Source organism: Streptomyces sp. NPDC007983, assembly GCF_042958345.1.
In the GTDB taxonomy this organism is placed as follows: domain Bacteria; phylum Actinomycetota; class Actinomycetes; order Streptomycetales; family Streptomycetaceae; genus Streptomyces.
On sequence record NZ_JBIBJI010000006.1, the window covers coordinates 593,253 to 616,804 of the forward strand.

Consider the following 23,552-nt stretch of genomic DNA (forward strand, 5'->3'; position numbering starts at 1 on the left):
ACGACCCTGGGCGTCAGCGCGGACAGAGCTGTTCGTAGGCGGGCAGCAGGCCCCCGGCCGCCGCCTCGGCGAGCGTGGGAGCCGCGGCATCGCGCGCGGACCTGATCGGCGGTGCCTCAAGGTCCCAGGGCAGGCCCAGTTCGGGGTCGAGGGCGTCGACGTCGATGATGGTGCCGTGCACGTACTCCCGGGTGCACAGGTAGTTCATGCAGGTGTCGTCGCCGAGCGCGAGGTAGGCCAGGCCGAGGCCGTCGGGCAGGTACACGGCGGTGCCGGACATCGAGTCCTGCTTCAGCACGTCGTGTGCGCCGAAGGTGGGCGAGCCGGTCCGCAGGTCGACGACCATGGTCAGCGCCTCGCCCCGCACGCAGGTGACGATCTTCCCCTGGCCGGGCGGCACCGTGGTGCTGTGAATGCCGCGCAGCACGTTCCGCTTGGAGACGGTGTAGTTGACCTGCCGGATATCGATCGCGTGCCCGGTGGCCTCCCGCAGCACCTCGTACCGCAGCGCCTCGTAGAACAGGCCCCTGTGGTCCGGGATGGGTTCGGGCTCGACGCGGTACGCTCCGCGTACCGCCATGGTATGAACGCGCATGGTGGTGTCCCCGGTCGTCCGGCCCGCTCAGGGCAGCAGCCCCTCGACGGCCGTGGCCGCCGCTACGGCTCCGCCGGCGGCGCGGATCCGGGCACGCATGTCCGCCACCCGCTCCTTGATGCCCTCGTCGACGATCACCCGCCGCGCCGTGTCGCGCAGGCTCTCGGGTGTCAGCTCGGATGCCAGAAGCTGTGCGCCCAGGCCGAGTTCGGCGATCCGGCGCGCGGTCGCCCGCGGCTCCGGCATCACCGGAACCGCCACGACCGGGACACCGTGCGAGAAGGTGTCCATGGCCGTGCTCATTCCGCCGTGGTTCACCACCAGGTCGGCGTGCGGCAGCAGATCGCCGTGCGGCACGAAGTCGTGCACCTCGACGTTGTCGGGCAGTGGGCCCAGCTCCTTCGGGTCGACCCCGCCGCCGAGCACCAGCACGATGTGCCACGGCTCGTCGCGGAACGCCTCCAGACAGGTGCGGAAGAAGTCGGGCCGCTCGTTGTAAAGGGTGCCCAGGCTCACCATGACCAGCGGCCGGTCGCCCTCCGGCGGCTCCCAGGTGCCGTGGAAGGCCACGCCGGGCGAGCACGGGCCGACGAAGTGGTGCCGGTCGTCGAAGGTGTCGCCCGCGTACTGGAAGGACCGGGGCATGTAGAGCAGGGCGGGGCCGCCGTGGATCACCTCGGTGAACGCGGCGAGGTCGTTCTTGGCCCCCTGCTCCTCCAGCAGACGGCCGATCCGGCCGAGCAGATCCCGCAGCAGGGGGTCGTCCGGCGGCTCGGTCGCGTCGACCGGCGGGTGCAGCGACCAGTGCTCGTTGGTGGCGTAGGTGGGGGTGCTGCGGATGACGGGGATGCCCCACCGGTCCGCGAGCAGCCGCCCGGTCCACAGCGAGGACGGGTCGTTCACGATCACGTCCGGGCGGTCCGTGGCGAAGTGCGGCTCCAGCAGCGGCAGGGTGGCCGCCGTCATGTCCAGCAGCCACTCCAGCACGCGGACGAACTCGCCCTCGTCGGTGTATTCGTCCGAGTCCTGCCGCGGCACCATCTGCGCGAGGAACCGCTCCTTGTCCATCGGGTAGGTGACCACCCCGGCGCCGACCCGGCGGGCTCGGTCCGCCATCTCCTCGGGCAGCGCGTAGGTCACGCGGTGGCCGCGCGCCACCAGCTCCTCGGCGACGCCCAGCGTGGGATTCAGATGCCCGGCGACCGGGAGGATGAAGAAGGCGATATGAGCCATTGAGAAATCCTTCGAGGGGAGCTCGGGGTTTTTGGCAACATACGTCTGGCGCTGAGCGGCGGGAAACTGTGGACGTCTTCGGGTTCCCCGGACGCTAGAGGCGGCCTGCTTAATGGGCAAGCGCGAGATGACAAAGTGCTCGGCGGGCACTAGATGACAAAGTCCACGGCAATTAATGGATCGTCTCGCATTCCTCGGGTGAGAATCTTGAATTGTTGCCGTGAATGGCGCCTCGCGAGAGGCCCGCCGACGGCACCTCAGATGTCCGATCGTCCCCGGGGAACTTGGAGGTTCTGTGCCGGACAACACCGCGGATCGCCCACTCGTCGTGGTCGGAGCCGGCGTCATGGGCACGGCCATCGCCGCGCTCGCCGTCGGCCACGGTCACCGGGTCATCCTGATCGACCGTTCCGCCGAGGCCCGCGCGGCCGCCCCGGACAAGGTCGAACTCCATGTGCGCACGGCCCGGATGATGGGCGCGCTGCCCGCCGACCGGCCCGCGGGCGCGCTGACCACGGCGATGGGCACGGACGCCGCGGCGGGAGCGTGCGCCGTGATCGAGGCGGTCACCGAGGACCCTGAGGAGAAGGCCGCGGTGCTGGCCGGCCTCGCGGCCGCGGTGAGCCCCGGAACACCGCTGATCAGCAACACGTCGGGACTCCCCATCGACGAGATGGCGAACGCCGTGCCGCATCCCGAGGACCTCGTCGGGGTGCACTTCATGAATCCGGCCTACCTGATCACCACGGTGGAAGTTGTCCTCGGACCGCGCAGCGGCGACGCCGCGGCGGCCGAGGTGCAGAAGCTGCTGGCGGGGCTGGGGCGCGAGGGCATCGTCGTCGGCGACGGCCCGGGCTTCGTGACCAGCCGCCTCCTGCACCGGATGATCAACGACGCGATCGAGGTGGTCCATGAGGGGCGCGCCACACCGGAGACCGTCGACCGGCTCATGCGCGACTGCATCGGCCACCGTACCGGGCCTCTGGCCACCGCGGACCTCATCGGCCTGGACAACCTCGCCGACTCGCTCCTGGTGATGCAGGCGCGGACGGGATCCGAGTCCTTCCGCCCGAGCGAACTGCTGCTGGAGAAGGTCCGGCGGCAAGAGCTCGGCCGCAAGAGCGGCCGGGGGTTCTACGACTACGAGGAGAGCACACGATGACCGAGTCCTCCGACCTGGCGGGGGCCGCCGTGGCACCGGCCGGCCACGACGTGGCCGCCGAGCTGCTGGCGTTCCTGGAGGCCAAGACCAAGACGACCTGGGAGGCGGATCAGGACATCTTCGCCGTCGGCGGCATGTCGTCGTTGTTCGCCATGCAGCTCGTCGTCCACCTGGAGAAGACCTACGCCGTCACCATCAGCGGCGCCGACCTGATGCTCGACAACTTCCGCACGGTCGACACGATGGTCCGTCTGGTCCGCAGGCTGGGCCCGGGAGCGACCGACGCCCCCGGCACCGCCGGTACGGGTGACACCGGCGGTGAGTGACGCGACAGCCACCGGCGCGGCGGCGCGTGGAGCCTTCCCCCGCACGACCGGGCCGGGCGCCGAGGAGCGGGTCTTCACCGATCTGGTCGGTGACTCGGCCACGGAGTGGGAGCGCACGGGTGAGATCCCACTGGAGCTGCTGCGCGGGCTCGGCGCCAAGGGCCTGCTCTGCGCGCAGGTGCCGGAGGCCCACGGCGGGCTCGGGCTCACCAGCCGGCGCAACGGCGAACTCACCGCGCACGTGGGCGCGCTGAGCGGCTCCCTGCGGAGCGTGATGACCTCTCAGGGGATGGCCGCCTGGACGCTGCGCCGACTGGCCGGCGCGCAACAGCAGGCCGCGATCGTCCCCCGGCTGACCAGCGGGGAGCTGGCCGCCGTGGCCTTCAGCGAGGCGCAGGCCGGCAGTGATCTTTCCGCTCTGCGCACGCGGATCACCCGCGACGGCGACGAGATCGTCGTCGACGGGGCCAAGGTGTGGACGACCAACGCGGCCTACGCGGACCTGCTGATCGTCTTCGGCCGCACGGAGGACGGCGCGGGGGCCGTCGTGGTGCCGGCGACGGCCCCCGGGGTGCGTATCGAGCGGATCACCGATGCGTACGGCTGCCGCGCGGCCGGACACGCCGGCATCCGGCTGGACGGTGTACGGCTGCCGGCCGACGCCCTGCTCGAAGGGGTGGACCGCACTCCGTCCCTGCTCGTGACCACCGCACTCAGCTACGGACGCATGTCCGTGGCCTGGGGCTGTGTCGGCATCCTGCGCGCCTGTCTGAGCGAGGTCGTCCGGCACGCCGGCGGCAGGGAGCAGTTCGGCACCCGGCTCTCCGAGCACCAGCTCGTGGCCCGGCACCTCGCCGAGCTGCTGATCGCCGAACAGAGCGCCGGCCGGGCCTGTGAGCACGCCGCCGATCTGTGGGACGAGGGCAGCCCCGACGTGGTGACGGCCGCGGTGCTGGCCAAGCACGTGGCGGCGACCGGTGCCGCGCGCGGTTCCGAGCGGGCGCTCCAGGTGCTGGCCTCGGCGGGGGCCCGCGACGGGCACGTGGTGGCGCGGGCCCACCGCGACGCCAAGCTCATGGAAATCATCGAGGGCAGCAGCGAGATCTGCGAACTCATCCTGGCTCAGCACGCGCTGACGACCACGAGGTGACGCCCGGGCCCGCGGGCCGCGGTCACAGGAAGGAAGGGACGACAGTGGACCCGGAGGACGCGACGGCGAACGGCGGTGCCACGACCATGGTCAAGTGCCTGGTCTGGGACCTGGACAACACACTGTGGAAGGGCACGCTGCTGGAGGACGGCGAGGTGTCGCTCAGGCCGGGCCTGCGCGAGACGATCGTCGAGCTGGACTCGCGCGGCATCCTCAACTCGGTCGCAAGCAAGAACGACCACGACCACGCGTGGGCGCGGCTGGAACAGCTCGGCATCGCGGAGTACTTCGTGCTCCCCCGGATCGGCTGGGGCCCGAAGTCGGAGTCGGTCCGCCGGATCGCCGAGGACCTCAACTTCGCGCCGAGCACCATGGCCTTCATCGACGACCAGCCGTTCGAGCGGGCCGAGGTCCGCCACGTGCTGCCCGACGTCCGCACCTACACCGCGGAGAAGGCCGAGGAGCTGCTCACCCGGCCCGAGTTCACCCCGGCCACGGTCACCGTCGATTCGCGCCGCCGCCGCTCGATGTACCAGGCATCGTTCCGGCGCGACGCCGAGCGCGTCGAGTTCGCCGGCCCCGACACGGACTTCCTGCGCTCGCTGGACATCCGGATGCGGATCGCCCGTGCGACCGCCGAGGAGCTGTCCCGGGTGGAGGAACTCACCCTGCGCACGAGTCAGATGAACGCGACCGGGGTGCACTACTCCGAGGCCGATCTGCTCGCCCTGATCGACGACCCCGGCCACGAGGTGCTGGTCACCACGATCACCGACCGCTTCGGCCCGTATGGCGCGGTTGGCGTCATCCTCCTCCAGCGCTCCCCCGAGGCCTGGCGGATCAAGCTGCTCGCCACGTCCTGCCGAGTGGTGTCTCTCGGCGCCGGCACGGCGCTGCTGCGCTGGCTGACCGACCAGGCCCACCGCGCCGGGGTGCACCTGACCGCTGACTTCCGGGCCACCGAGCGCAATCGGATGATGGAGGTCGCCTACCGCTTCGCCGGATTCTCCGACGAGCCCTGCCCCTGCGGGGCCGCGCTGGGCAGCACCGACGGCGTCAGCCGGCTGCACCTGGTGCCGACCGCCCAGCCCGCCTCCGACGTCCTCCGCCTGGAGGCCCCCGAACTGGCCCCCGCCCGCGGCTGATCCGAGCGGTGCCGGCCCGCACCGATCTTACGAAAGACCAGCCCAGCCCCAAGACGAAGGGTATGGACCGCATGATCACAACTGCGTGCCGCATCTGTGACAACCGTGAGCTGCTTCCCGTGCTGGACCTGGGGGACCAGGCGCTCACCGGGGTGTTCCCGACGAGCCGCGACCAGACTGTCCCGTCAGTGCCTCTCGAACTCGTGAAGTGCTCCCCGGCCGGATGCGGTCTGGTGCAGCTGCGCCACACCCCGGACCTCGATCTGATGTACGGGGAGGGCTACGGCTACCGCTCGGGCATCCGGCCGTTCATGGTCAACCACCTGCGGAGCAAGGTCGCGGCCATCCGCGAGCTGGTCGACCTCGGCCCCCAGGACCTGGTCGTCGACATCGGCAGCAACGACTCCACACTGCTGCGCGGCTATCCCCCGGACGGCCCGCGACGGGTCGGGATCGACCCGACCGGCGGGAAGTTCCGCGAGCTGTACCCGGCGGATGTGGAGCTGATCCCCGACTACTTCTCGCGCGACGCCTTCGTCAACCGCTTCGGCTCCCAGCGCGCGAAGGCCGTCACCTCCATCGCGATGTGCTACGACCTGCCGGACCCCATGCGCTTCATGCGGGACGTCCACGACATCCTCGCCGAGGACGGCGTCTGGGTGATGGAGCAGAGCTACATGCCGGCCATGCTGGAGGCCGACGCCTACGACATCGTCTGCCACGAGCACCTGGAGTACTACGCCCTCCGGCAGATCGAGTGGATGGCCGAGCGGGTCGGGCTGACCGTGATCAAGGCGGAGATCACCGATGTCTACGGCGGCAGCCTCTGTGTGACCCTCGCCAAGAGCGCGACCCGGTACCCGAAGGACGAGGCGGGCCTGGCCCGCCTCCGCGCCCGCGAGACCGAGGCGAAGCTCGACACGATGGCCCCGTTCGAGGCGTTCGCCCGCCGGGTCCAGGACCAGCGCGACGCACTGATCGGCTTCCTCGGCCGCTCCCGCGAGGCCGGGCTGCTCACCGTAGGATACGGCGCCTCCACCAAGGGCAATGTGATCCTCCAGTACTGCGGTCTCACCGAACGCGACCTGCCCTGCATCGGGGAGGTCAGCGCGGAGAAAGCGGGCCGCTTCACCCCCGGATCGGCGATTCCGATCGTGTCCGAGGAGGAGGCCAAGGCTCTCAACCCCGATCAGCTGCTGGTGCTGCCGTGGATCTACCGCGACGGCTTCCTCGACCGGGAGCGGGCCTACCGGGAGGCCGGCGGCAGGCTGGTGTTCCCGCTGCCCGAGCTGAGCGTCGTCTGACACGGGGGCGCCGGCCCACGGCCGGCGCCCCCGTCCCCTGCCGGCGGCTCAGGAGCCCGGGGCCTGGCCGACGGCGGAGGTGAAGAGAGCGTCGAGCTCGGCGAGTTCGGCGTCACCGAGGACCAGGTCGAGGGCGCGCAGCGCCGAGTCGAGCTGCTCGGTGGTCCGTGGACCGATCACCGCTCCGCTGATCCCCGGTCGGGACAGCACCCAGGCCAGCCCCACCTCGGCGGGGTGCTCGCCGATGCGGTCACAGAACCGCTCGTACGCCTCGATGACGGGGCGCATCCCCGGCAGCAGCGTCTGCGCCCGGCCCTGTGCCGACTTCACCGCCGTGCCGGCTGCCAGCTTGCGCAGCGCCCCGCTGAGCAAACCACCGTGCAGCGGTGACCAGGCGAAGACGCCCACGCCGTAGGCGCGGGCGGCCGGCAGCACGTCCCGCTCGATGTGCCGGTCGGCCAGGTTGTACAGGCATTGCTCGGAGACCAGGCCGAGGGAGCGCCGGGCGGCCGCGTTCTCCTGGGCGGCCGCGATGTGCCAGCCGGCGAAGTTCGACGACCCGACGTAGCGGACCTTGCCGTCGGCCACCAGCCGGTCCATCGCCTGCCAGATCTCCTCCCAGCGAGCCGCCTCGTCCATACGGTGCATCTGGTAGAGGTCGATGTGCTCGACACCCAGGCGGCGCAGCGACTGCTCGCAGGCGGAGATGATGTGGCGGGCCGACAGGCCGGTGTCGTTGACCCGCTCGCTCATCGGCTCGCCGACCTTGGTCGCGAGCACCACGTCGTCGCGCCGGGCGCCGCTCTTGCGCAGCCACTGTCCGACGAGTTCCTCGGTGTGCCCCTTGTACAGGCGCCAGCCGTAGATGTCCGCCGTGTCGACGCAGTTGACGCCCCGGTCGAGCGCCTGGTCCATCAGCCGCAGGGCGTCGGCGTCCTCGACGCGCCCGCTGAAGTTCACGGTGCCCAGCCAGAGTCGGCTCACCAGCGTCGCGCTGCGGCCGAGCCTGGTGTACGCCGGCCGCGGCGCGGGCGGCTGCCCGTGTGTGTGCGGTGCTTGTGTGCGGTCCTCGCTCATGCGCGGTTCACCCTTCGAACTCGACCCGGTCACGGACTCGCCGACGGGTGGGCCGCCGGCGTCGCGGGATGCGCGGCGGCGACCGCCGCGACCATGGCCCGCAGCCCCTCGCTGAATGGCACCCGGGGAGTCCAGCCGCTCGCCGCATGGAAGGCGGTAGCGTCGGTCTCCGGGCTGTGGAAGTCACCCGCTTCGGCGTAGGCGGGGGGCGGCACGGCGACGACCGGGACCGGGGGCCTGCCGGTGTGCTCGGCCACGAGACCGGCCACCGCGGTGAACGCCTCGCCGAGCCGCTCCAGTCGGCCGGTCCCCACGGTCCAGGGCCGGCCCTGGAGTTCCGCCACGTGCTCCAGGGCCGCGACGAACGCGCCGGCCGCGTCCCGGACGTGGAGGAAGTCGCGGGCGACCGACCCGTCGTGCCACATCGTCAGGGCCTCGTCGGCGAGGGCGCGGCGGGCCATCGACGCGAGGACTCCGCGCCCGGCGCCGCCGGACAGCGGGCTGTGGCCGTACAGGGTCGAGAGCCGCAGCACGACGCCCCGGACGACGCCTTGGGCCGTGGCCTCGCGCAGGATCCCCTCGGCGGCGACCTTCTGGGCCGCGTAGCCGCTCAGGGGGGCGGTGCTGCCTGTGGACGAGCCGGCCTGGAGCGTGCCGGCGAAGGCCACGGCCGGCGCGGTGCCGCCCCGGCGGCGCAGCACGTCGACGAGATCGCGCATCATGCCGACGTTCACCTGTGCCGCCTGTTCGTCGGTGGCACGCCATGACTGCTGTCCACCGATCCCGGCCGCGAGATGGATGACGGCATCCGCGTTCTCGACGGCGGCCGCTACGGCGTCCCGCCGGGAGAGGTCCGCCCGGCGTACCTCGATGTCCGCCACCGGCTCGGCCGGCACGGGGCTGGGGCCGCGCGCCACCAGGCGCAGTCGCACCGGTAGCGCGGCGAGTTCGGTGACCATGGCGGACCCGAGGTATCCCGACGCACCGAGAACCGCGATCAACGGCCCCCGCGGATCGTGCGACCGGCTGAGCCTCTCGGCAGTGAGCTTCACGCGTCCTCCCCTTCGTGTCCGGCTCAGCGTGCCGAGCCCACCCGGCGGCGTCCACGGGAACTTGACCTTGTCTGCCGGTGTCGTCGGCTCGGCTGCCGTCCTCGGCCAGAGGTGGTGACGGCAGCACCGCTCATGGCGTGGTGGTGGTCCGGCCACACCCCGCCGGGCCTTCGTGAACCGGCACTTCGGCCGGACCCGGGCCGGTGCTCCATTGAACCCATCAGAATCGGTCGAATAGGGAATAAATATTACGGTGAGTAGGTATCGGAGATGTCGTACACGGGGGCTTGCGCAGGTCCTGACGGGAGGTCAATGATCTATAGACGTGTGCAGTGGAAATGTAATAATCTTCCATAGGTTTGGTAAAGCTACGGGGACGGGGGTACCTGCTGCATGAGTGGCCTGGAATCTGGAGGAGCAGCAGAAGAAAACCAGGCGGATGACGCGCTCACCTTTCTTGAATTCGTTGCCCGATCGACGCCGCGGGGCGAATACGATCGGTTCTTGGCGCGCGCGGAAGGTGAAGGTGCCAGTGAGGAGCGGATGCGCCGGCTGGAGCGTCTGAATCGGCTCGCCCTCACCGCGCAGTCGATGATCGAGTACCGACGCGACCGCGAGGCGGAACTCGCCGCATTGGTCGACGCCGCACACGAATTCGTCGGTGCCAAGAACTACAGGGACCTGCTCGACTCGGTCGCCCGCAGGGCGCGGCTGCTGCTCAAGCTGGATGTCGCTTACGTCAGCCTCCAGAAGGAGGGGGAGAGTGAAACGGAGGTGCAGAGCGCCGACGGCAATGCGACCTCGGTCGGCGTCGGCTTCCGGCTTCCCGCCGACGGCGGCCTGGGCGCCATGGTGCGCGCCTGCCGCGCCCCCTTCTGGACGCCCGACTATCTCGCGGACACCAGCTTCCGCCACGTCGAGGTCATCGACAAGCTCGTTCGCTCGGAGGGGCTGCGTGCCCTCCTGGGTGTGCCGTTGTGTGTCGGGGACGAGTCCCAGGGGGTCGGGGTGCTCATCGTCGCCGACCGCCAGGTGCGGCATCTGACACCCAATGAGGTCACCCTGCTGTGCTCGCTCGCCGATCTGGCCGCGGCCGCCATCGAACGCATCGTGCTGGTGGAAGAGCTCCGCGACGACATCAGGCGCCTGCGCGCCGACGCCGGTGAGAAGTGCGCCGCCCTCGCGGCGACCCGCAGTGCCGCCGACCTCCAGTCGCGGCTGATCGCGATGATTGTCGAACGGCGCGGGACCGACGCCCTCCTGGCCACCGCCGCCGAGGCGCTGGGTGGCGGCACCGGCATCTGCAGCCCGCTGGGCCGGCCGCTCGCCGAGTACGGAAGGCTGCGCCCGGTGCCCCCCGCGGACCTGCGTAGTGCCTGCCGCCGTGCGGCGGAGGCCGGCCGCCCCATCGCCGTCGATGACGGATTATGGGTGGTCCCGTTGCACCCGCAGGAGTGCAACTCCGGCTTCCTGTTAGCGGATGTCGCGCCCGAGGCGGACCACACCGTCGTACCGCTGCTCCCCGTCGTCGCCCGCGCCCTCGCCTTGCACCTGCGCATCCAGCACAACGACTCGAACCAGGGCCGAAGCCACCAGGAATTCTTCGACGATCTGGTCGGGGCGCCGCGCTCGCCCGCTCTTCTCAGGGAGCGCGCTCTGGTGTTCTCCCTCAGCTTCAGCCGTCCGCACGTCGTGCTGGTGGCGAGTGCACCACGCGGGGCCGCGGCGCGACTGGAGACCTCCGCGGCGAACTACGCGCAGGAGCTGGAGGGGCTGTGCAGCGTACAGGACGGCGCGGTCGTCCTGCTGCTGCCCGGCGAGGCCCCCGAGCCCGTGGCGCAGGCCGCCGCCCAGGAGCTCACCGCCCGGGTGGGAAGCGCGGTCACCCTGGGGGGCGCCGGTCCCGCCTCGACCGTCGACGGCATCGGCGACGCCTATCGCGAGGCCGCGCAGTGCCTGGAGACACTGCGCGCGCTCGGTGGTGACGGCGGCACCGCCTGCGCCTCCGACCTTGGTTTTCTCGGAATGCTCCTGGCCGAGGAAAACGACATACCCGGCTACATCAGGTCGACGATCGGTCCCGTGGTCGACTACGACAACCACCGTTTCACGGATCTCATCCCCACGCTGAGGGTGTATCTGGAGGCGGGCCGGAGCCCCACCCGCGCCGCGGAAACACTGCGGGTGCACCCCAACACCGTCTCGCGCCGGCTGGAGCGCATCGGCCAGTTGCTGGGGGAGGACTGGCAGAACCCGGAGCGGGTGCTGGACATCCAACTCGCCCTGCGACTGCACCGGGTGCGCTCGGCGCTCTCCTCGCGCACCCCCTCCGTCGGGCTCTCCCGGCGCCTGGCAGCCGCCCCCCGGGCGGTGCTGGGCTCACTGCCCGAGTGACCGCCGGGTGGCGGGACACCGGCCGACCGCCCAGCACCTTGCCGGTCGCCCGACGTCCCTGCCACCGGCGTCGTCACCCGGCGACCGGCGCCCGGTAGGGGCGCCGCTGCCCGTTCTCCGACAGCCGCAGGGTGTGGGCGATCGAGGCGAGCGTCACGTGCCGGTGCCAGCCCTCGAAGGAGCGCCCCTCGAAGTCCCGGATGCCGACGTCCACGCTGACGTCGGTGAAGTCGGCGTCCACCCGCTCGGTCAGCTTTGCCAGTCGCAGCAGCGCGCTGTGCCCCGACGAGGTGAGGTCGGTCAGCCAGAGGTCGGCGGGACGGCGGCGGTTGGCTCGCCACACCCCCATCAGCAGCAGCGTGCGCCGCGGGAGGATACCGGGCAGCACCACGGAGAGCGGCGCGACGAAGCTGACCGCGCCATGGCACTCGACGGGGCGGCCCAGCCGCTTGAGCTGCTCCATGAGGGGCTGAGCGGGGGCGGTCTGCGGGTGCCGGCCCAGCTGGGCCCGGCCGGCGGCGGGATCCAGCGGGAGTTCGGCGCCCACACGCAACATGAAGGGCAGGCCGGCCGCGGTGAGTGCGTGCACCAGCGACGGCACCGCGGCGGTTCGCGCGTCCATCACCACCGGCCGCGCCACGGTCCGGTTCGCCTGTGCGATCTCCGCCACGAGCCGCGCCAGCGCCCGCTCCTCGCCCGGCGCGTCGAGCCGCACGTCGGTCTCGCCGTCCTGATCGCCGTCCAGGGTCAGATGCCAGTTCACCGGTGCGGCCCCCGCGTCGGAGGCCAGCCACAGCCCGAAGCTGCGCTGACAGCTCATCACCCGGCCGAGGTCGGGCACGAACCGCCGGCGCACCCCCACCGAGCGCACCCCGGTCTTGGAGACCACCATGAGCCGGATCACCCAGGCGTCCGGACGCAGGCCGTCGTCCACATAGCGGGCCAGGGTCGCGCGCACCGGACGCCAGTCCCACGTCGAGCTGGCCACGAAGTGGTGCAGGCTCTGCGCCGAGGCCCCCGCCCCGCCGAAATTGGCGATGTTGCGGGCGGTCTTCCGTCCCGTGGCGGTCAGCAGGCCGCGCACGTACTGACCACCTCGTCTCCGCTGATCGGTGCGACGCAGCGACCCCAGTAACTCCTCGCATGCCTCGTCCACCAGCGATTCGAGAGCCTCATGCGCGGCGGAATCGGCCATGGACGGGGGACACGTCGGCTTCGGGCCGAGCGGAGTAACGATCATCGCGATCCTCTCAGGGCATTCGAATTCCGGTACCTACGCCCGGCACAGCCTTCCGGAGTGCTCCGGGCGTTCCTAGATGCCCCCGGCACACACTTCCGGATCCGTGTCGGCTGCCGCGTTGCGCATTCGACTCTTGCCTTGGTGTGCCGCTGAGAGGGGGTGGTCAACTCACCGCTGTCATTGACCAGTTGGTGCCCAGGACCCTTGGTTGGTGACGCTAGGCAAGGAGGAATTGACACACCGTGATGGTGAATTTCTTTTTACCAGCGCTGACACCCACTGTGTCAGCTGCCGCTTGTCGAACCTTCGGGCAGTGCCCTAGAAATCCCTCTTATCCGCCCCCGTTCACCTTCGAGGTACTCCTATGCCCTTGCCGAAACATCTGCCGTCGCTCGGCGGCATGCGAGCCATCGCCGCACTGGTGGTGTTCTCCTCCCATATCGCGTCCCAGCCGTTCTTTCGGAACGCCGAGATAAATTCCACCGCGCAGGTTCCCCTGGACGTCCTGGGGCCGCTGGCGGTGACGTTCTTCTTCATGCTCAGCGGATTCGTCCTCACCTGGGCGGGCCTGCCCGACCCGTCCAAGATGGCGTTCTGGCGCCGCCGCTGGGTCCGGGTCTATTCGCTGCACCTGCCGGTTCTGCTGCTCGCCCTGGCGCTCGTGCTGTGGCTCCAGGAGCCCACCATGGGAAGGTCGGTATGGGACGGCTTCCTCAGCAACCTGCTGCTCGTCCAGTCCTGGTTCCCCGACTTCCACGAGTACGGCAGCATGAATCCGGTGGCGTGGTCGCTCTCCTGCGAGATGCTGTTCTACGCCACGTTCCCGTTCCTGTTCGCCTTCTTCTCCAAAGTGCGGACGGAGCGGCTGTGGTCCTGGGTCGTGGGCATCTGGGTCGTCGCCGCGGCCGTCCCCGCCCTGGCCCTGCTGCTCCCCTCGCAGCCCGCGCTGCCCTGGGACCCGAACATGCCGGAGTTCCAGTACTGGTTCATCTACATGTTCCCGCCGGTGCGCCTCCTGGAGTTCGCCCTCGGCATCCTGATGGCGCAGATCGTCCGGCGTGGCCGCTGGGCCGGACCGACGCCGGGTGTGTGCGCGCTGTTGTTCGCCGGTGCCTTCGCGCTCTCCTTCGCGCTGCCGTCCGCCCTGGCCCGGGTTGCGCCGATGGTCCCGCTGATCGCCATGCTGCTCGGTTCCCTGGCCGCGGGCGATGTCCGGGGCACCCGGTCGTGGCTCGGCACCCGGACCATGGTGCTGTTGGGCGAACTCACCTTCGCCTTCTACGTCATCCACTACCTCGTCATCCAGTACGGACACCGCTTCCTCGGCGGTGAGCAGGGCTACTACCGGCAGTGGGACACCCCGGCCGCGATCGGCCTGACCGTTCTCGCCCTCGGTGTCGGCCTGGGCCTCGCCGCGCTCCTCCACTTCTACGTGGAGAAACCGGTCGTCCGGGCCCTGGGCCGCTCCCGCAAGGCGTCCCGCGCGTCCAGGACCCCGGAGTCCGAGCCGCCGACGCCCGCACTGCCCTGAGAGGGGGTGGCGGCACGACCGTGCGGGGCGCGCCATCGGCGCGCCCCGCACGGTGTTCCGTTGTCCGGTGCCCCCGTTGCGAACTTTCAGTAGGAGGCGTGTGCGCAGGCGATCAGGGTGCGCAGCTCCACATTGAGGTAATTCCCGTGCGCGAGCAGTTCGGTGAGCTGTCCGAGCGTCGCCCAGCGGAAGCCGGGCGGGCAGTCCACCGGCATCTCCGGGCCGGCCTCGACGACCACGTACCGGTTGCGCGCGTGGTAGAAACGCCCGCCCTCCTCCGAGAGCACCGCGTCGTACCGCACCCGGTCCGGGCCGGCGGCCAGTACCTGCTCCAGGTACGGCGGCGGGCAGCCCGCGCCGCGCGGCTCCGCCGAGCGGCTCTGCACGGTGGGGCCGAACTCGGCGAAGTTCAGCGTGCCCACGTCCGACCGGGCCGCGACCAGGGCGTGCAGCACGCCGTTGATCCGCCGGACGACCAGCGCCATCAGCCCCTGGGAGCAGGGACGGAGCAGCGGCTGGGTCCAGGACGTCACTTCGCGCTGCTCAGCGGTGACCTCGACCGCCATGATCTCGAAGCGCGCGTCGCTGCGGTGCCGGATGGTGGTGCTGGTCCGCCGCCAGCCGTCCTGGAAGGCCTGGTCGAGCGGCACGCTCTGCTGGCGCAGCACCCGCAGCGCCTGCACGTCGATGAGACAGCCGGTGATCGCGTACAGCTCGTGCAGCGGCTCGGTCTCCCCGTAGAAGGAGCGCCGGAGCGCCGCCGGGAAGTTCTCGTCCTTGTCGCCGGGTGCCCCGTACGCGGTCGGCAGGCAGGCGAGCACGCTGCGGGTGTCCATGTTGACGAGGTCGTCCCGGCGCAACAGCCGACGGATCTGACCCAGGGTCAGCCAGCGGAAGGACCCGTGCTCCTCCACGTCCGAGTCGATCTCGACGACCATGTTGCGGTTGCGTTTGTGCAGGAACCAGTCGGCCTGCTCCGACTGGATGGCGTCGACCAGCACACGGCGCCCCGGGAGGTGGATGAACCGGTCCAGGAACGCCGTCGAGCGGCCGTGATGCACCTCGTCGAAGTTGCTGCGGGTGGCCTGCACCGTGGGGGAGAGCTGGAGCCCGTTGACGTTGCCGGGCTCCGGCTTCGCCTGCATGAGAAAGTGCAGTACCCCGTCGAACTCGCGCGCCAGGATGCCCAGCAGCCCCACTTCGGGCTGCATGATGATCGGCTGGACGCGGTCGGCGGGGTAGAGGTCGGAGCTGGTACGCAGTCCCTCGATGGAGAAGAAACGGCCTGTCTCGTGGCGCAGATTGCCGGTGCCGGGCTCGAAGGACCATTGCCGCAGGTCGCGGAAGGGGATCGGCTCGGCGTGGAAGTGGTGGGCCCGCTGGTACTCGGCCAGCCAGCCGGTCACCTCCACCATGGGGGTCACCCGGCTGTCGAGCACCTCGGCCGACCGGCGCACCCGCTCCGCCGTCTGCCGGCGGTCGGCGTAGTCGGCCTCGGCGACGGACCCCGGTTCAAGTCGCATGGCTCCCCCTGGCCCCGGCGAGGAGCAGGGGTGCGAGCGAGTCCACGAGGGCCTCGCACACCTCCTCGGTCCGCTGGTAGGGGAAGAAGTGGCCGCCGGGGAAGGTCCGCCTCCGGGTGCCGGCCGCCGCGACGTCCTCCCACGCCGCGGCCTCGGCCGCGGTGACATTGGGGTCGTCGGTGCCGGTGAACACGGTGAGCGGGCACTCCAGGGCCGCCCCTGGGCGGTGGGTGTAGGTGCCCACGGCGCGGTAGTCGTTGCGGATCGCGGGCAGTACCAGCTGGAGCAGTTCGGGGTCGGCGAGCAGGCTCTCGTCGGTGCCGTCGAGTGAACGGAGCTCGGCCAGCAGCCGGTCGTCGTCGTGGAGGTGCACGGTCATCGGGCGGTGCGTGGTGGGGGACCGCCGGCCGGAGACCACCAGCGCGGCCGGTGCCGCTCCCCGCTGCTGGAGCGTGCGTGCGACCTCGTAGGCCACGATGGCGCCCATACTGTGCCCGAAGAGCACGAGGGGCCGGTCGCCATACCCCGCCAGCGCGCCGGCCACGGGCTCGACCAGGCCCTCGATGGTGCCGATGAGCGGATCGCTCCGCCGTTCCTGGCGGCCGGGGTACTGGACGGCCGACATCTCGACCTCGTCGGGCAGCGCCCGGACGAACGGCAGGAACGAGGTGGCCGAGCCGCCCGCGTGCGGGAAGCAGACCAGCCGCACCGCGGGTGCGGCGCGCGGCTGGTACCGGCGGAGCCACAGGTCGCCGAGGGGGTGCGGATCTGTCGATGCGGACACGAAGGTTCATCGTCCTTTCTTGAGGGGCTGCCACCACGCGCGGTTCTCGCGATACCAGCACACGGTGTCCTCCAGCCCCTCGTCGATACCGATCCGTGGCGCATAGCCCAGCTCGGTGGCGATCTTGGCGCAGTCGACGGAGTAGCGCTGGTCGTGGCCCTTGCGGTCCGGTACCTGCCGCACCGCCGACCAGTCGGCTCCGCACAGCTTCAGCAGGCGTTCGGTCAGCTCGGTGTTGCTCAGTTCGGTGCCGCCGCCGATGTTGTAGACCTCGCCGGGGCGGCCGTCATGAGCCACCAGGGCGATGCCCCGGCAGTGGTCGTCCACATGCAGCCAGTCGCGCCGGTGGCGGCCGTCGCCGTAGAGCGGGACGGTCGCACCGTCGAGCAGATTGCCGACAAACAGCGGAATGATCTTTTCCGGGTACTGGTACGGCCCGTAGTTGTTGGAGGATCGGGTGACGCACACCGGCAGCCCGTGCGTGCGGTGGAACGCCAGTGCCAGCTGGTCGGAGGCGGCCTTGGAGGCGGCGTAGGGGGAGTTGGGGCTGAGCGGGTGGTCCTCGGGCCACGACCCGTCCGGGATCGAGCCATACACCTCGTCCGTGGAGACGTGCACGAACCGCCCCGGGCGCACCGCCAGCGCCTCCCGCAGGAGGACGTGGGTGCCCAGCACATTGGTGCGCACGAAGGCGTCGGCGTCGGCGATCGACCGGTCCACATGCGACTCGGCCGCGAAGTGCACCACCAGATCGGCACCCGCCATGGCCAGGGCGACCGCTTTGCGATCGCAGATGTCCCCCTCGACGATCCTCAGCCGCGGGCTGTCGCCCACCGGGGCCAGATTGGCCAGGTTGCCCGCGTAGGTGAGAGCGTCGAGCACCACCACCTCGGGCCTGCCGAACTCCGGCATCGAGCCGTCCAGCAGGGCGTTCACGAAGCGCGAGCCGATGAAGCCGGCACCTCCGGTGACCAGGATCCGCAGCGGCCGCCGGCGCGTGACCCGGGCGTGCGTCCAGTGTTCCGTCTCAGGCAGCACCGGCATGGGAGGCCACCTCCATCAGGTAGGAGCCGTATCCCGAGGCGCCCAGCTCGCGGCCGAGCAGATACAGTTCGTCGGCGTCGATGAAACCCATGCGCAGCGCGATTTCCTCGATACAGGCGATCCGCACCCCCTGGCGCTGTTCCAGCAGTTGGACGTACTGGCTGGCCTGGAGCAACGAATCGTGGGTACCCATGTCCAGCCAGGCGAAGCCGTGACCCAGTTCGATGAGGCGGGCGCGCCGCTGGTCCAGGTAGACCCTGTTGACGTCGGTGATCTCCAGCTCGCCGCGTGCGGACGGCTCGACATTCTTGGCGATGTCGACGACGTCGTTGTCGTAGAGGTAGAGCCCGGTGACCGCCAGGTTGCAGCGGGGCCGGGCGGGCTTCTCCTCCAGGGAGAGCAGCAGCCCGTCCTTGTCGATCTCGCCGACGCCGTAGCGCTGCGGATCGCCCACCGGATAGCCGAACAGCACACAGCCGTCGAGGTGGCGGATGCTGCCCTGGAGCACGGAGGAGAAGCCGGGTCCGTAGAAGATGTTGTCGCCCAGGATCAGCGCCACCGGGGATGTGCCGATGTGGTCCGCGCCGATGGTGAGGGCCTGGGCGATGCCCTCCGGCTCCGGCTGTTCCGCGTAGGTGATGTCGAGGCCGAGCCGGGACCCGTTGCCCAGCAGCCGCTGGAAGAGCTCGATGTGCTGGGACGACGAGATGACCAGGATCTCGCGGATGCCCCCCAGCATCAGCACGGACAGCGGGTAGTAGATCATCGGCTTGTTGTAGACCGGGAGGAGCTGCTTGGACAGTGTCCCGGTCAGGGGCCGCAGGCGGGTGCCACCGCCGCCGGCGAGGATGATCCCTTTCATTCCGGGGCGCCCCGGTATGGTCTCGGTCATCGTTTCTCCGTCGCTAGAGGAAGACGGTGGCCGTCCGGCGCCGGATACGCCGGCAGCCCCGAGGCCGCCGCGCGGACCGCCGCCACGACGGCCAGGGCCTCGTCGTCCCCGAGGTGGGGCCCGAGGGGCAGGCTGAGGCTCTCCGCCGCCAGGCGTTCACTGCGCGGGTGCGTACCGGCCGGAGCGCCGGCCGGGTCGTCGGCGTAGGCCGGGGTCCGGTGCGGCGCTACGGGGTAGTGGATCAAAGTGTTCACCCCCGACCGCTCGATCCGGCGGCGCAGTTCGTCCCGTTCGGCGCAGCGGATCACATACAGGTGCCACACCGGGTCGGCCCAGGGGGCGGTGGCGGGGGTGGCGATCTGGGGAATGGCCCCCAGGGCTTGGGAGTAGCGTTCGGCGACACGCACCCGGCGGGCGTTCCAGACCTCCAGCCGCGGCAGCTTGGCGCGCAGCACGGCGGCCTGGAACTCGTCGAGCCGCGAGTTGGTGGCCTGCACCTCGTGCCGGTACTTCTCCCGGGAGCCGCAGTTGCGCAGCAGGCGGATCCGTTCGGCCACGGCCGCGTCGCCGGTGACCACCGCCCCGCCGTCGCCCATGGCGCCGAGGTTCTTGCCGGGGTAGAAGCTGAACGCGACCACATGGCCCGAGCCGATCCGGGTGCCCCGGTAGCGGGCCCCGTGCGCCTGCGCGGCGTCCTCCACCACGGCCAGACCGTGCCGTCGGGCGATCGCCAGCAGCGGGTCCAGATCCGCCGGATGTCCGTGCAGATGCACGGGCATCACGGCCCTGGTGCGGGGGGTGATGGCCGCCTCCACCTGCGCCGTGTCCATGGACAGGCCGTCCGGCGTCGGATCGACGCCCACAGGCCGGGCGCCGGTGGCGGACACCGCCAGCCAGGTGCCGATGAAGGTGTGCGCGGGCACCACCACCTCGTCACCGGGGCCGATGCCCAGTGCCCGCAGCGCCAGTTCCAGAGCGTCGCATCCGCTGCCCACTGCCACACAGTGGTCGTTGTCGCAGTACGCGGCGAAGTCGGCCTCGAACCCCTCCAGCTCCGGGCCCAGCAGGTAGCGGCCGGAGGCCGCCACCCGCTGGAGGGCCGCGTCGATGTCGGCCCGCAGCTCACGGTAGGCCGCGCCCGCATCGAGGAAGGGCACGTTCACTTCAGGCTCCATGCGTCGCGCAGGAATGTGTCGTAGTCGCGGTAGTAGTCGGACTCCTCGTAGTGCCGCGAGGCGAGGACGAGGGCGACGGACTCAGGAGCGAAGTCCTTGAGCACCCGCCACACCATGGGCCCGATGTAGAGCCCGGCCCCCGGTTCGTCGAGCCGGTACGTGGTGCTGTTGAAACCGTCGTCCAGGCTGATCGAGAATCCACCGTGTACGGCGATGACGAGCTGCTCCAGGGTGCGGTGGCCGTGCAGCCCTCGGGGCGGCGACGACTCAGGCTGCCCGTGCATGTAGTAGACCCGCTTGATGGGGAAGCCCACGGTCAGGCCGGACTCGATCACCGAGAGGCTGCCGCGCGGATCGGTGTGCTGTTCCAACCTGATCAGCCGGCACGGTTTGATCCTGCCGACGTGCACGTCGTGGGAGGACTCGGCTGAGCTCTCGGCGATGACGGCGCTCCTCTCGGGATGGGCGCGGTCCTGCGGGCCGGTACGGGCCGCGGAACCGGGGACCGGCGGCTCAGTCAGCTCCACCCGATGCGGACGGGCAGGTACTTGGCGGTGAGCTGGTCGGCCTCGTAGTAGCGGGCCTCGGCGTGATCGATGCGGAAGTCCTCGATCTGGTCCAGCATCAGTTCCAGCAACACCTTGCCCTCCAGACGCGCCAGGAAGGCGCCCAGGCAATGGTGGATGCCGATGCCGAACGCCATGTGGCGGGAGCCGCTCGCGCGCCGGATGTCGAAGGTGTCGGGGTCGGGGAAGTGCTCGGGGTCGCGGTTGGCCGACTGGCTCCACGCGATGAGCATCTGGCCCTTCTTCATTTCCTGGCCGAGGATGTCGGTGTCCTCTTTGAGGAAGCGGAAGATGTTGTTGAACGGACTGCGGTAACGCAGCGTCTCCTCCACCGCACCGGTCACCAGCTCGCGGTCGGCACGCAGTTCCGCCAGCGCCCGCGGGTTCTCCTCCAGGACCAGGAAGAGGTTGCTGAGAAGGGTACTGGACGAGACATGGCCGGCGGTGAGCAGCAGCGCGACGATGTTGACGATCTCCACATCGGTGAGCCTGCGGCCGTCCTGCTCGGCCTTGACCAGGCCGGTGATCAGGTCGTCAGCGGGTGTCTCGCGCTTGGCGTGGATCTGTTCCAGGAGATAGTCGGTCATCTCCTGGAGAGCGGGGGCGATCGTCTCGCTGAAGTCGTCGGGGAGGTTCGGGTACTCCAAGCCCTCGTTGGAGAGCAGGGTGTCCACCCATCCCCGGAACACGTCACGGTCGCCGGAGGGGATGCCCAGCAGTTCGGCGATGACGATGACGGGCAGGGCGTAGGAGAGGTCGCCGACGACATCGATCGTCTCCTGGCCGCGCACCGCGTCCAGGAGCTCCTGCGTGACGGCCCGGATGCGGGGCTCCAGAGCCGCCATCCGCCGCGGCGTGAACGCCTGGCTGACCAGCTTGCGCATGGGTCCGTGGGCGGGCGGGTCCAGCGCACCGATGGTCCCCGGACCGATGATCATCTCCAGCTCCGGAGGGGTCGGCATGACCTCGTTGAAGTCGGAGGAGAAGAACTGCGGATTGTTGGAGACGGTCAGGTAGTCGTCGTAACGGAAGACCTGCCAGGCCTGCCGGCTCTCGTCCCAGAACACCGGGTGATGGGTCCGGTTGAAGGCGAACCAGTCCAGGAGCTCCTGGGCATTCGCCTCCTTACTGAGTTCGAGCGGCTCTGTCAGGGCCTCGGACATCGGACATTCTCCTTGGGAAGTATGGGGAAGCGGCGGTGCGCGCCGAACGCGGGACATGGTCGCTCCGGTTCCTCGATGCCGACGGAGCCTATGAATCGGACAAGCGCGTCAGCAAGGCAGACCTGACACAATGACGCGGGACGCGGCCCGGAAGAGTTGCGCTCTCCGTGTGCCGAATCCACGGACACGTGCTTCCCGCAAACCCGGTGAATGCCACGTCAGGGGAGTGGGAGGCGTCGGCGTCGGCCGGGGCGGGATAGTCGCCATCCGGCAATGGGGACCTGACACAATCCTGCCTCCGATCCTTCGGAGAATTTCCGGAACGTGTCGGTCCGCTGGTTTCGGCGGCTGCCGTCATGACGAATGCCCAAGGGCTCGCGCGGACTTGACACATTTGACTCTTGATCTCCGGACGCTCCTGTCGTCCGACTGTTCGGCCGCTGTACGCTCATGAAGATCAAGAAGTGGCGGAATTTCCATGACAGGCCATGGCGAGCGCTTGGGGAATGCTGGTGTCCGAAGATCTCGTGGGTTCCCGAATTGGCGACAGGTCCGACGCCGTTGCGGTTGTCGGAATGTCCTGCCGTTTCCCTGGCGCGCCGGGAATCGAGGAATTCTGGAAGCTGCTGACCGACGGCGAGGAGGCGATCGGCCGGGCGGCCGACGGCCGTCGGCGCGGCATGATCGAGGCAGTTGCCGACTTCGATGCCGCGTTCTTCGGCATGGCGCCGCGCGAGGCCGCCGAGACCGATCCGCAGCAGCGCCTGATGCTCGAACTCGCCTGGGAGGCGCTGGAGGCCGCCGGAATCGTCCCGGGGACGCTGCGTGATCAGCCGGTCGGGGTGTTCGTCGGAGCCATGAGCGACGACTACGCCACCCTGCTGCACCGGGCCGGTGCACCGGCGGGCGCCCACACCGCCACCGGTCTCCAGCGCGCCATGCTCGCCAATCGGATCTCCTACGTCCTGGGAACGAGGGGGCCCAGCCTGGCCGTTGACACCGGGCAGTCCTCGTCGCTCGTCGCCGTGGCCCTCGCCGTCGAGAGCCTCCGAGCCGGCACCTCCCGCATTGCCATCGCCGGCGGCGTCAACCTGATCCTCGCCGATGAGAGCACGGCCACCATGGAACGGCTCGGCGCACTCTCTCCCGACGGCCGCTGCCACGCCTTCGACGCCCGCGCCAACGGATACGTGCGCGGTGAAGGCGGCGCCGCCGTCGTGTTGAAGCCCTTGGCAGACGCCCTGGCCGACGGCGACCCTGTCTACTGCGTGGTGCGGGGTGCCGCCGTAGGCAACGACGGCAGCGGCCCCGGGCTGACCGCCCCTGACCGCGAGGGCCAGGAAGCCGTGCTCCGGGCGGCCTGCGACCAGGCCGGGGTCGACCCCGCCACGGTGCGCTTCGTCGAACTGCACGGCACCGGGACCCCCGTGGGCGACCCCGTCGAGGCCCACGCCTTGGGCACGGTTTACGGCGCCGGGCGGTCGGCGGACTCTCCCCTCTTGGTGGGCTCCGTGAAGACCAACATCGGCCACCTGGAGGGCGCCGCCGGCATCGCGGGACTGGTCAAGGCCGCGCTCTGCCTACGGGAACGCACTCTGCCCGGCTCGCTCAACTTCGAGACGCCCCATCCCGCCATCCCCCTGGACCGGCTCCGGCTGAAGGTGCAGACGACGCCCACCGCGCTGCCCTCCGGCCCGGACGACGCCACTTTGCTGGCGGGCGTCAGTTCCTTCGGCATCGGCGGCACCAACTGTCATGTGGTGCTGGAGCACCTGCCTGAGCCGACCCGAGCCGCACCGGACGACGTCCCGACCCCGGCCGCCGGCACCTCCCCCTTCCCCGCCCCGCCCCTGATGCTGTCGGCCCGCTCCCGAGCGGCGCTGCGGGCCCAGGCGGCGCGGCTCCGCGACCACCTGTCCCGCACCGATGTCGACCCGGGGGACGTGGCCTACTCCCTGGCCACCACGCGCACCCTCTTCGAGCACCGCGCCGCGGTGCCCTGCGGCGACCGCGAGGCACTCGCCACCTCCCTCGACGCGCTGGCCCGGGGCAAGACCCCGTCCGATGTGCGGGTCGGCTCGGTGGCTTCGGGCGGGACGGCGTTGTTGTTTACGGGTCAGGGTGCGCAGTGGGTGGGGATGGGGCGGGAGTTGTATGGGGTGGATGGGGTGTTTGCTGCTGCGTTGGATGAGGTTT

20 protein-coding genes are annotated in these 23,552 nt (G+C 70.4%); 8 read left to right on the top strand and 12 right to left on the bottom strand.

The genetic code is table 11. The features are described 5' to 3' along the window. Positions 1-13 precede the first annotated feature (13 nt). Both ACFZCY_RS22545 and ACFZCY_RS22550 read right to left on the bottom strand, forming a co-directional pair. Positions 14-580 (bottom strand): dTDP-4-dehydrorhamnose 3,5-epimerase family protein, encoded by a 567-nt coding sequence (locus ACFZCY_RS22545; protein WP_391175854.1) that lies wholly within the window; start codon positions 578-580, stop codon positions 14-16. A 42-nt stretch (positions 581-622) separates the two neighbouring features. Continuing rightward, entirely contained in the window at positions 623-1,828 is a 1,206-nt protein-coding gene (locus tag ACFZCY_RS22550) for a macrolide family glycosyltransferase (protein WP_391175857.1), read from the bottom strand. 295 nt (positions 1,829-2,123) lie between these two features. On the opposite strand from ACFZCY_RS22550, the gene ACFZCY_RS22555 reads away from it, so the two are divergent. From ACFZCY_RS22555 to ACFZCY_RS22575, 5 genes are all read left to right on the top strand, one after another. Next, positions 2,124-2,990 (top strand): 3-hydroxyacyl-CoA dehydrogenase NAD-binding domain-containing protein, encoded by an 867-nt coding sequence (locus ACFZCY_RS22555; RefSeq protein WP_391175861.1) that lies wholly within the window; start codon positions 2,124-2,126, stop codon positions 2,988-2,990. After that, positions 2,987-3,316 carry a phosphopantetheine-binding protein gene (locus tag ACFZCY_RS22560; protein WP_391175864.1) on the top strand — a complete coding sequence of 110 codons (330 nt, stop codon included), beginning with the start codon at positions 2,987-2,989 and terminating at the stop codon, positions 3,314-3,316. The genes ACFZCY_RS22555 and ACFZCY_RS22560 overlap by 4 nt, the downstream gene beginning before the upstream one ends. Before the next feature lie 82 nt (positions 3,317-3,398). Continuing rightward, entirely contained in the window at positions 3,399-4,466 is a 1,068-nt protein-coding gene (locus ACFZCY_RS22565; RefSeq protein ID WP_391175994.1) for an acyl-CoA dehydrogenase family protein, read from the top strand. Between the two features lie 86 nt (positions 4,467-4,552). After that, the gene (locus tag ACFZCY_RS22570; protein ID WP_391175997.1) at positions 4,553-5,611 is read left to right on the top strand and encodes an HAD-IIIC family phosphatase; all 1,059 of its coding nucleotides are present in this window, start codon (positions 4,553-4,555) and stop codon (positions 5,609-5,611) included. Positions 5,612-5,682: 71 nt separating this feature from the next. Continuing rightward, a complete protein-coding gene (locus ACFZCY_RS22575; RefSeq protein WP_391175867.1) occupies positions 5,683-6,915 on the top strand; it encodes a methyltransferase domain-containing protein in 1,233 nt (410 codons plus the stop codon). Positions 6,916-6,963: 48 nt separating this feature from the next. On the opposite strand, the gene ACFZCY_RS22580 is transcribed toward ACFZCY_RS22575, so the two are convergent. Both ACFZCY_RS22580 and ACFZCY_RS22585 read right to left on the bottom strand, forming a co-directional pair. Next, positions 6,964-7,992, bottom strand: a complete 1,029-nt coding sequence (locus tag ACFZCY_RS22580; protein ID WP_391175870.1) for an aldo/keto reductase — start codon at positions 7,990-7,992, stop codon at positions 6,964-6,966. A gap of 29 nt (positions 7,993-8,021) precedes the next feature. Next, the gene (locus ACFZCY_RS22585) at positions 8,022-9,044 is read right to left on the bottom strand and encodes an NAD-dependent epimerase/dehydratase family protein (RefSeq protein WP_391175873.1); all 1,023 of its coding nucleotides are present in this window, start codon (positions 9,042-9,044) and stop codon (positions 8,022-8,024) included. 504 nt (positions 9,045-9,548) lie between these two features. Here ACFZCY_RS22585 and ACFZCY_RS22590 point away from each other — a divergent pair. Then, positions 9,549-11,438 (top strand): helix-turn-helix domain-containing protein, encoded by a 1,890-nt coding sequence (locus ACFZCY_RS22590; RefSeq protein WP_391175876.1) that lies wholly within the window; start codon positions 9,549-9,551, stop codon positions 11,436-11,438. Positions 11,439-11,511: 73 nt separating this feature from the next. On the opposite strand, the gene ACFZCY_RS22595 is transcribed toward ACFZCY_RS22590, so the two are convergent. Continuing rightward, positions 11,512-12,633, bottom strand: a complete 1,122-nt coding sequence (locus ACFZCY_RS22595; RefSeq protein WP_391175878.1) for a transposase — start codon at positions 12,631-12,633, stop codon at positions 11,512-11,514. A gap of 409 nt (positions 12,634-13,042) precedes the next feature. Here ACFZCY_RS22595 and ACFZCY_RS22600 point away from each other — a divergent pair, with 409 nt between their 5' ends. Next, positions 13,043-14,209, top strand: a complete 1,167-nt coding sequence (locus tag ACFZCY_RS22600; protein WP_391175882.1) for an acyltransferase family protein — start codon at positions 13,043-13,045, stop codon at positions 14,207-14,209. A gap of 86 nt (positions 14,210-14,295) precedes the next feature. On the opposite strand, the gene ACFZCY_RS22605 is transcribed toward ACFZCY_RS22600, so the two are convergent. The 7 genes from ACFZCY_RS22605 to ACFZCY_RS22635 are packed head-to-tail and all read right to left on the bottom strand — an operon-like array spanning position 14,296 to position 21,356. Then, entirely contained in the window at positions 14,296-15,732 is a 1,437-nt protein-coding gene (locus tag ACFZCY_RS22605) for an NDP-hexose 2,3-dehydratase family protein (protein ID WP_391175885.1), read from the bottom strand. Then, entirely contained in the window at positions 15,722-16,516 is a 795-nt protein-coding gene (locus tag ACFZCY_RS22610) for an alpha/beta fold hydrolase (protein ID WP_391175888.1), read from the bottom strand. Before ACFZCY_RS22610 ends, ACFZCY_RS22605 begins: the two co-directional genes overlap by 11 nt. 6 nt (positions 16,517-16,522) lie before the next feature. Continuing rightward, positions 16,523-17,500 carry a dTDP-glucose 4,6-dehydratase gene (rfbB, locus tag ACFZCY_RS22615; protein ID WP_391176000.1) on the bottom strand — a complete coding sequence of 326 codons (978 nt, stop codon included), beginning with the start codon at positions 17,498-17,500 and terminating at the stop codon, positions 16,523-16,525. Between the two features lie 43 nt (positions 17,501-17,543). Beyond that, on the bottom strand, positions 17,544-18,422 hold the full coding sequence (gene rfbA, locus ACFZCY_RS22620; RefSeq protein WP_391176003.1) for a glucose-1-phosphate thymidylyltransferase RfbA: 879 nt from the start codon (positions 18,420-18,422) through the stop codon (positions 17,544-17,546). 26 nt (positions 18,423-18,448) lie between these two features. Then, on the bottom strand, positions 18,449-19,615 hold the full coding sequence (locus ACFZCY_RS22625) for an aminotransferase class I/II-fold pyridoxal phosphate-dependent enzyme (RefSeq protein ID WP_391175891.1): 1,167 nt from the start codon (positions 19,613-19,615) through the stop codon (positions 18,449-18,451). Further along, positions 19,612-20,154, bottom strand: a complete 543-nt coding sequence (locus tag ACFZCY_RS22630; protein ID WP_391175893.1) for a WxcM-like domain-containing protein — start codon at positions 20,152-20,154, stop codon at positions 19,612-19,614. The genes ACFZCY_RS22625 and ACFZCY_RS22630 overlap by 4 nt, the downstream gene beginning before the upstream one ends. Then, the gene (locus ACFZCY_RS22635) at positions 20,145-21,356 is read right to left on the bottom strand and encodes a cytochrome P450 (RefSeq protein ID WP_391175896.1); all 1,212 of its coding nucleotides are present in this window, start codon (positions 21,354-21,356) and stop codon (positions 20,145-20,147) included. The genes ACFZCY_RS22630 and ACFZCY_RS22635 overlap by 10 nt, the downstream gene beginning before the upstream one ends. 575 nt (positions 21,357-21,931) lie before the next feature. On the opposite strand from ACFZCY_RS22635, the gene ACFZCY_RS22640 reads away from it, so the two are divergent. Beyond that, positions 21,932-23,552: beta-ketoacyl synthase N-terminal-like domain-containing protein (locus ACFZCY_RS22640; protein WP_391175900.1), on the top strand; the 1,621-nt coding region annotated here is incomplete at its 3' end.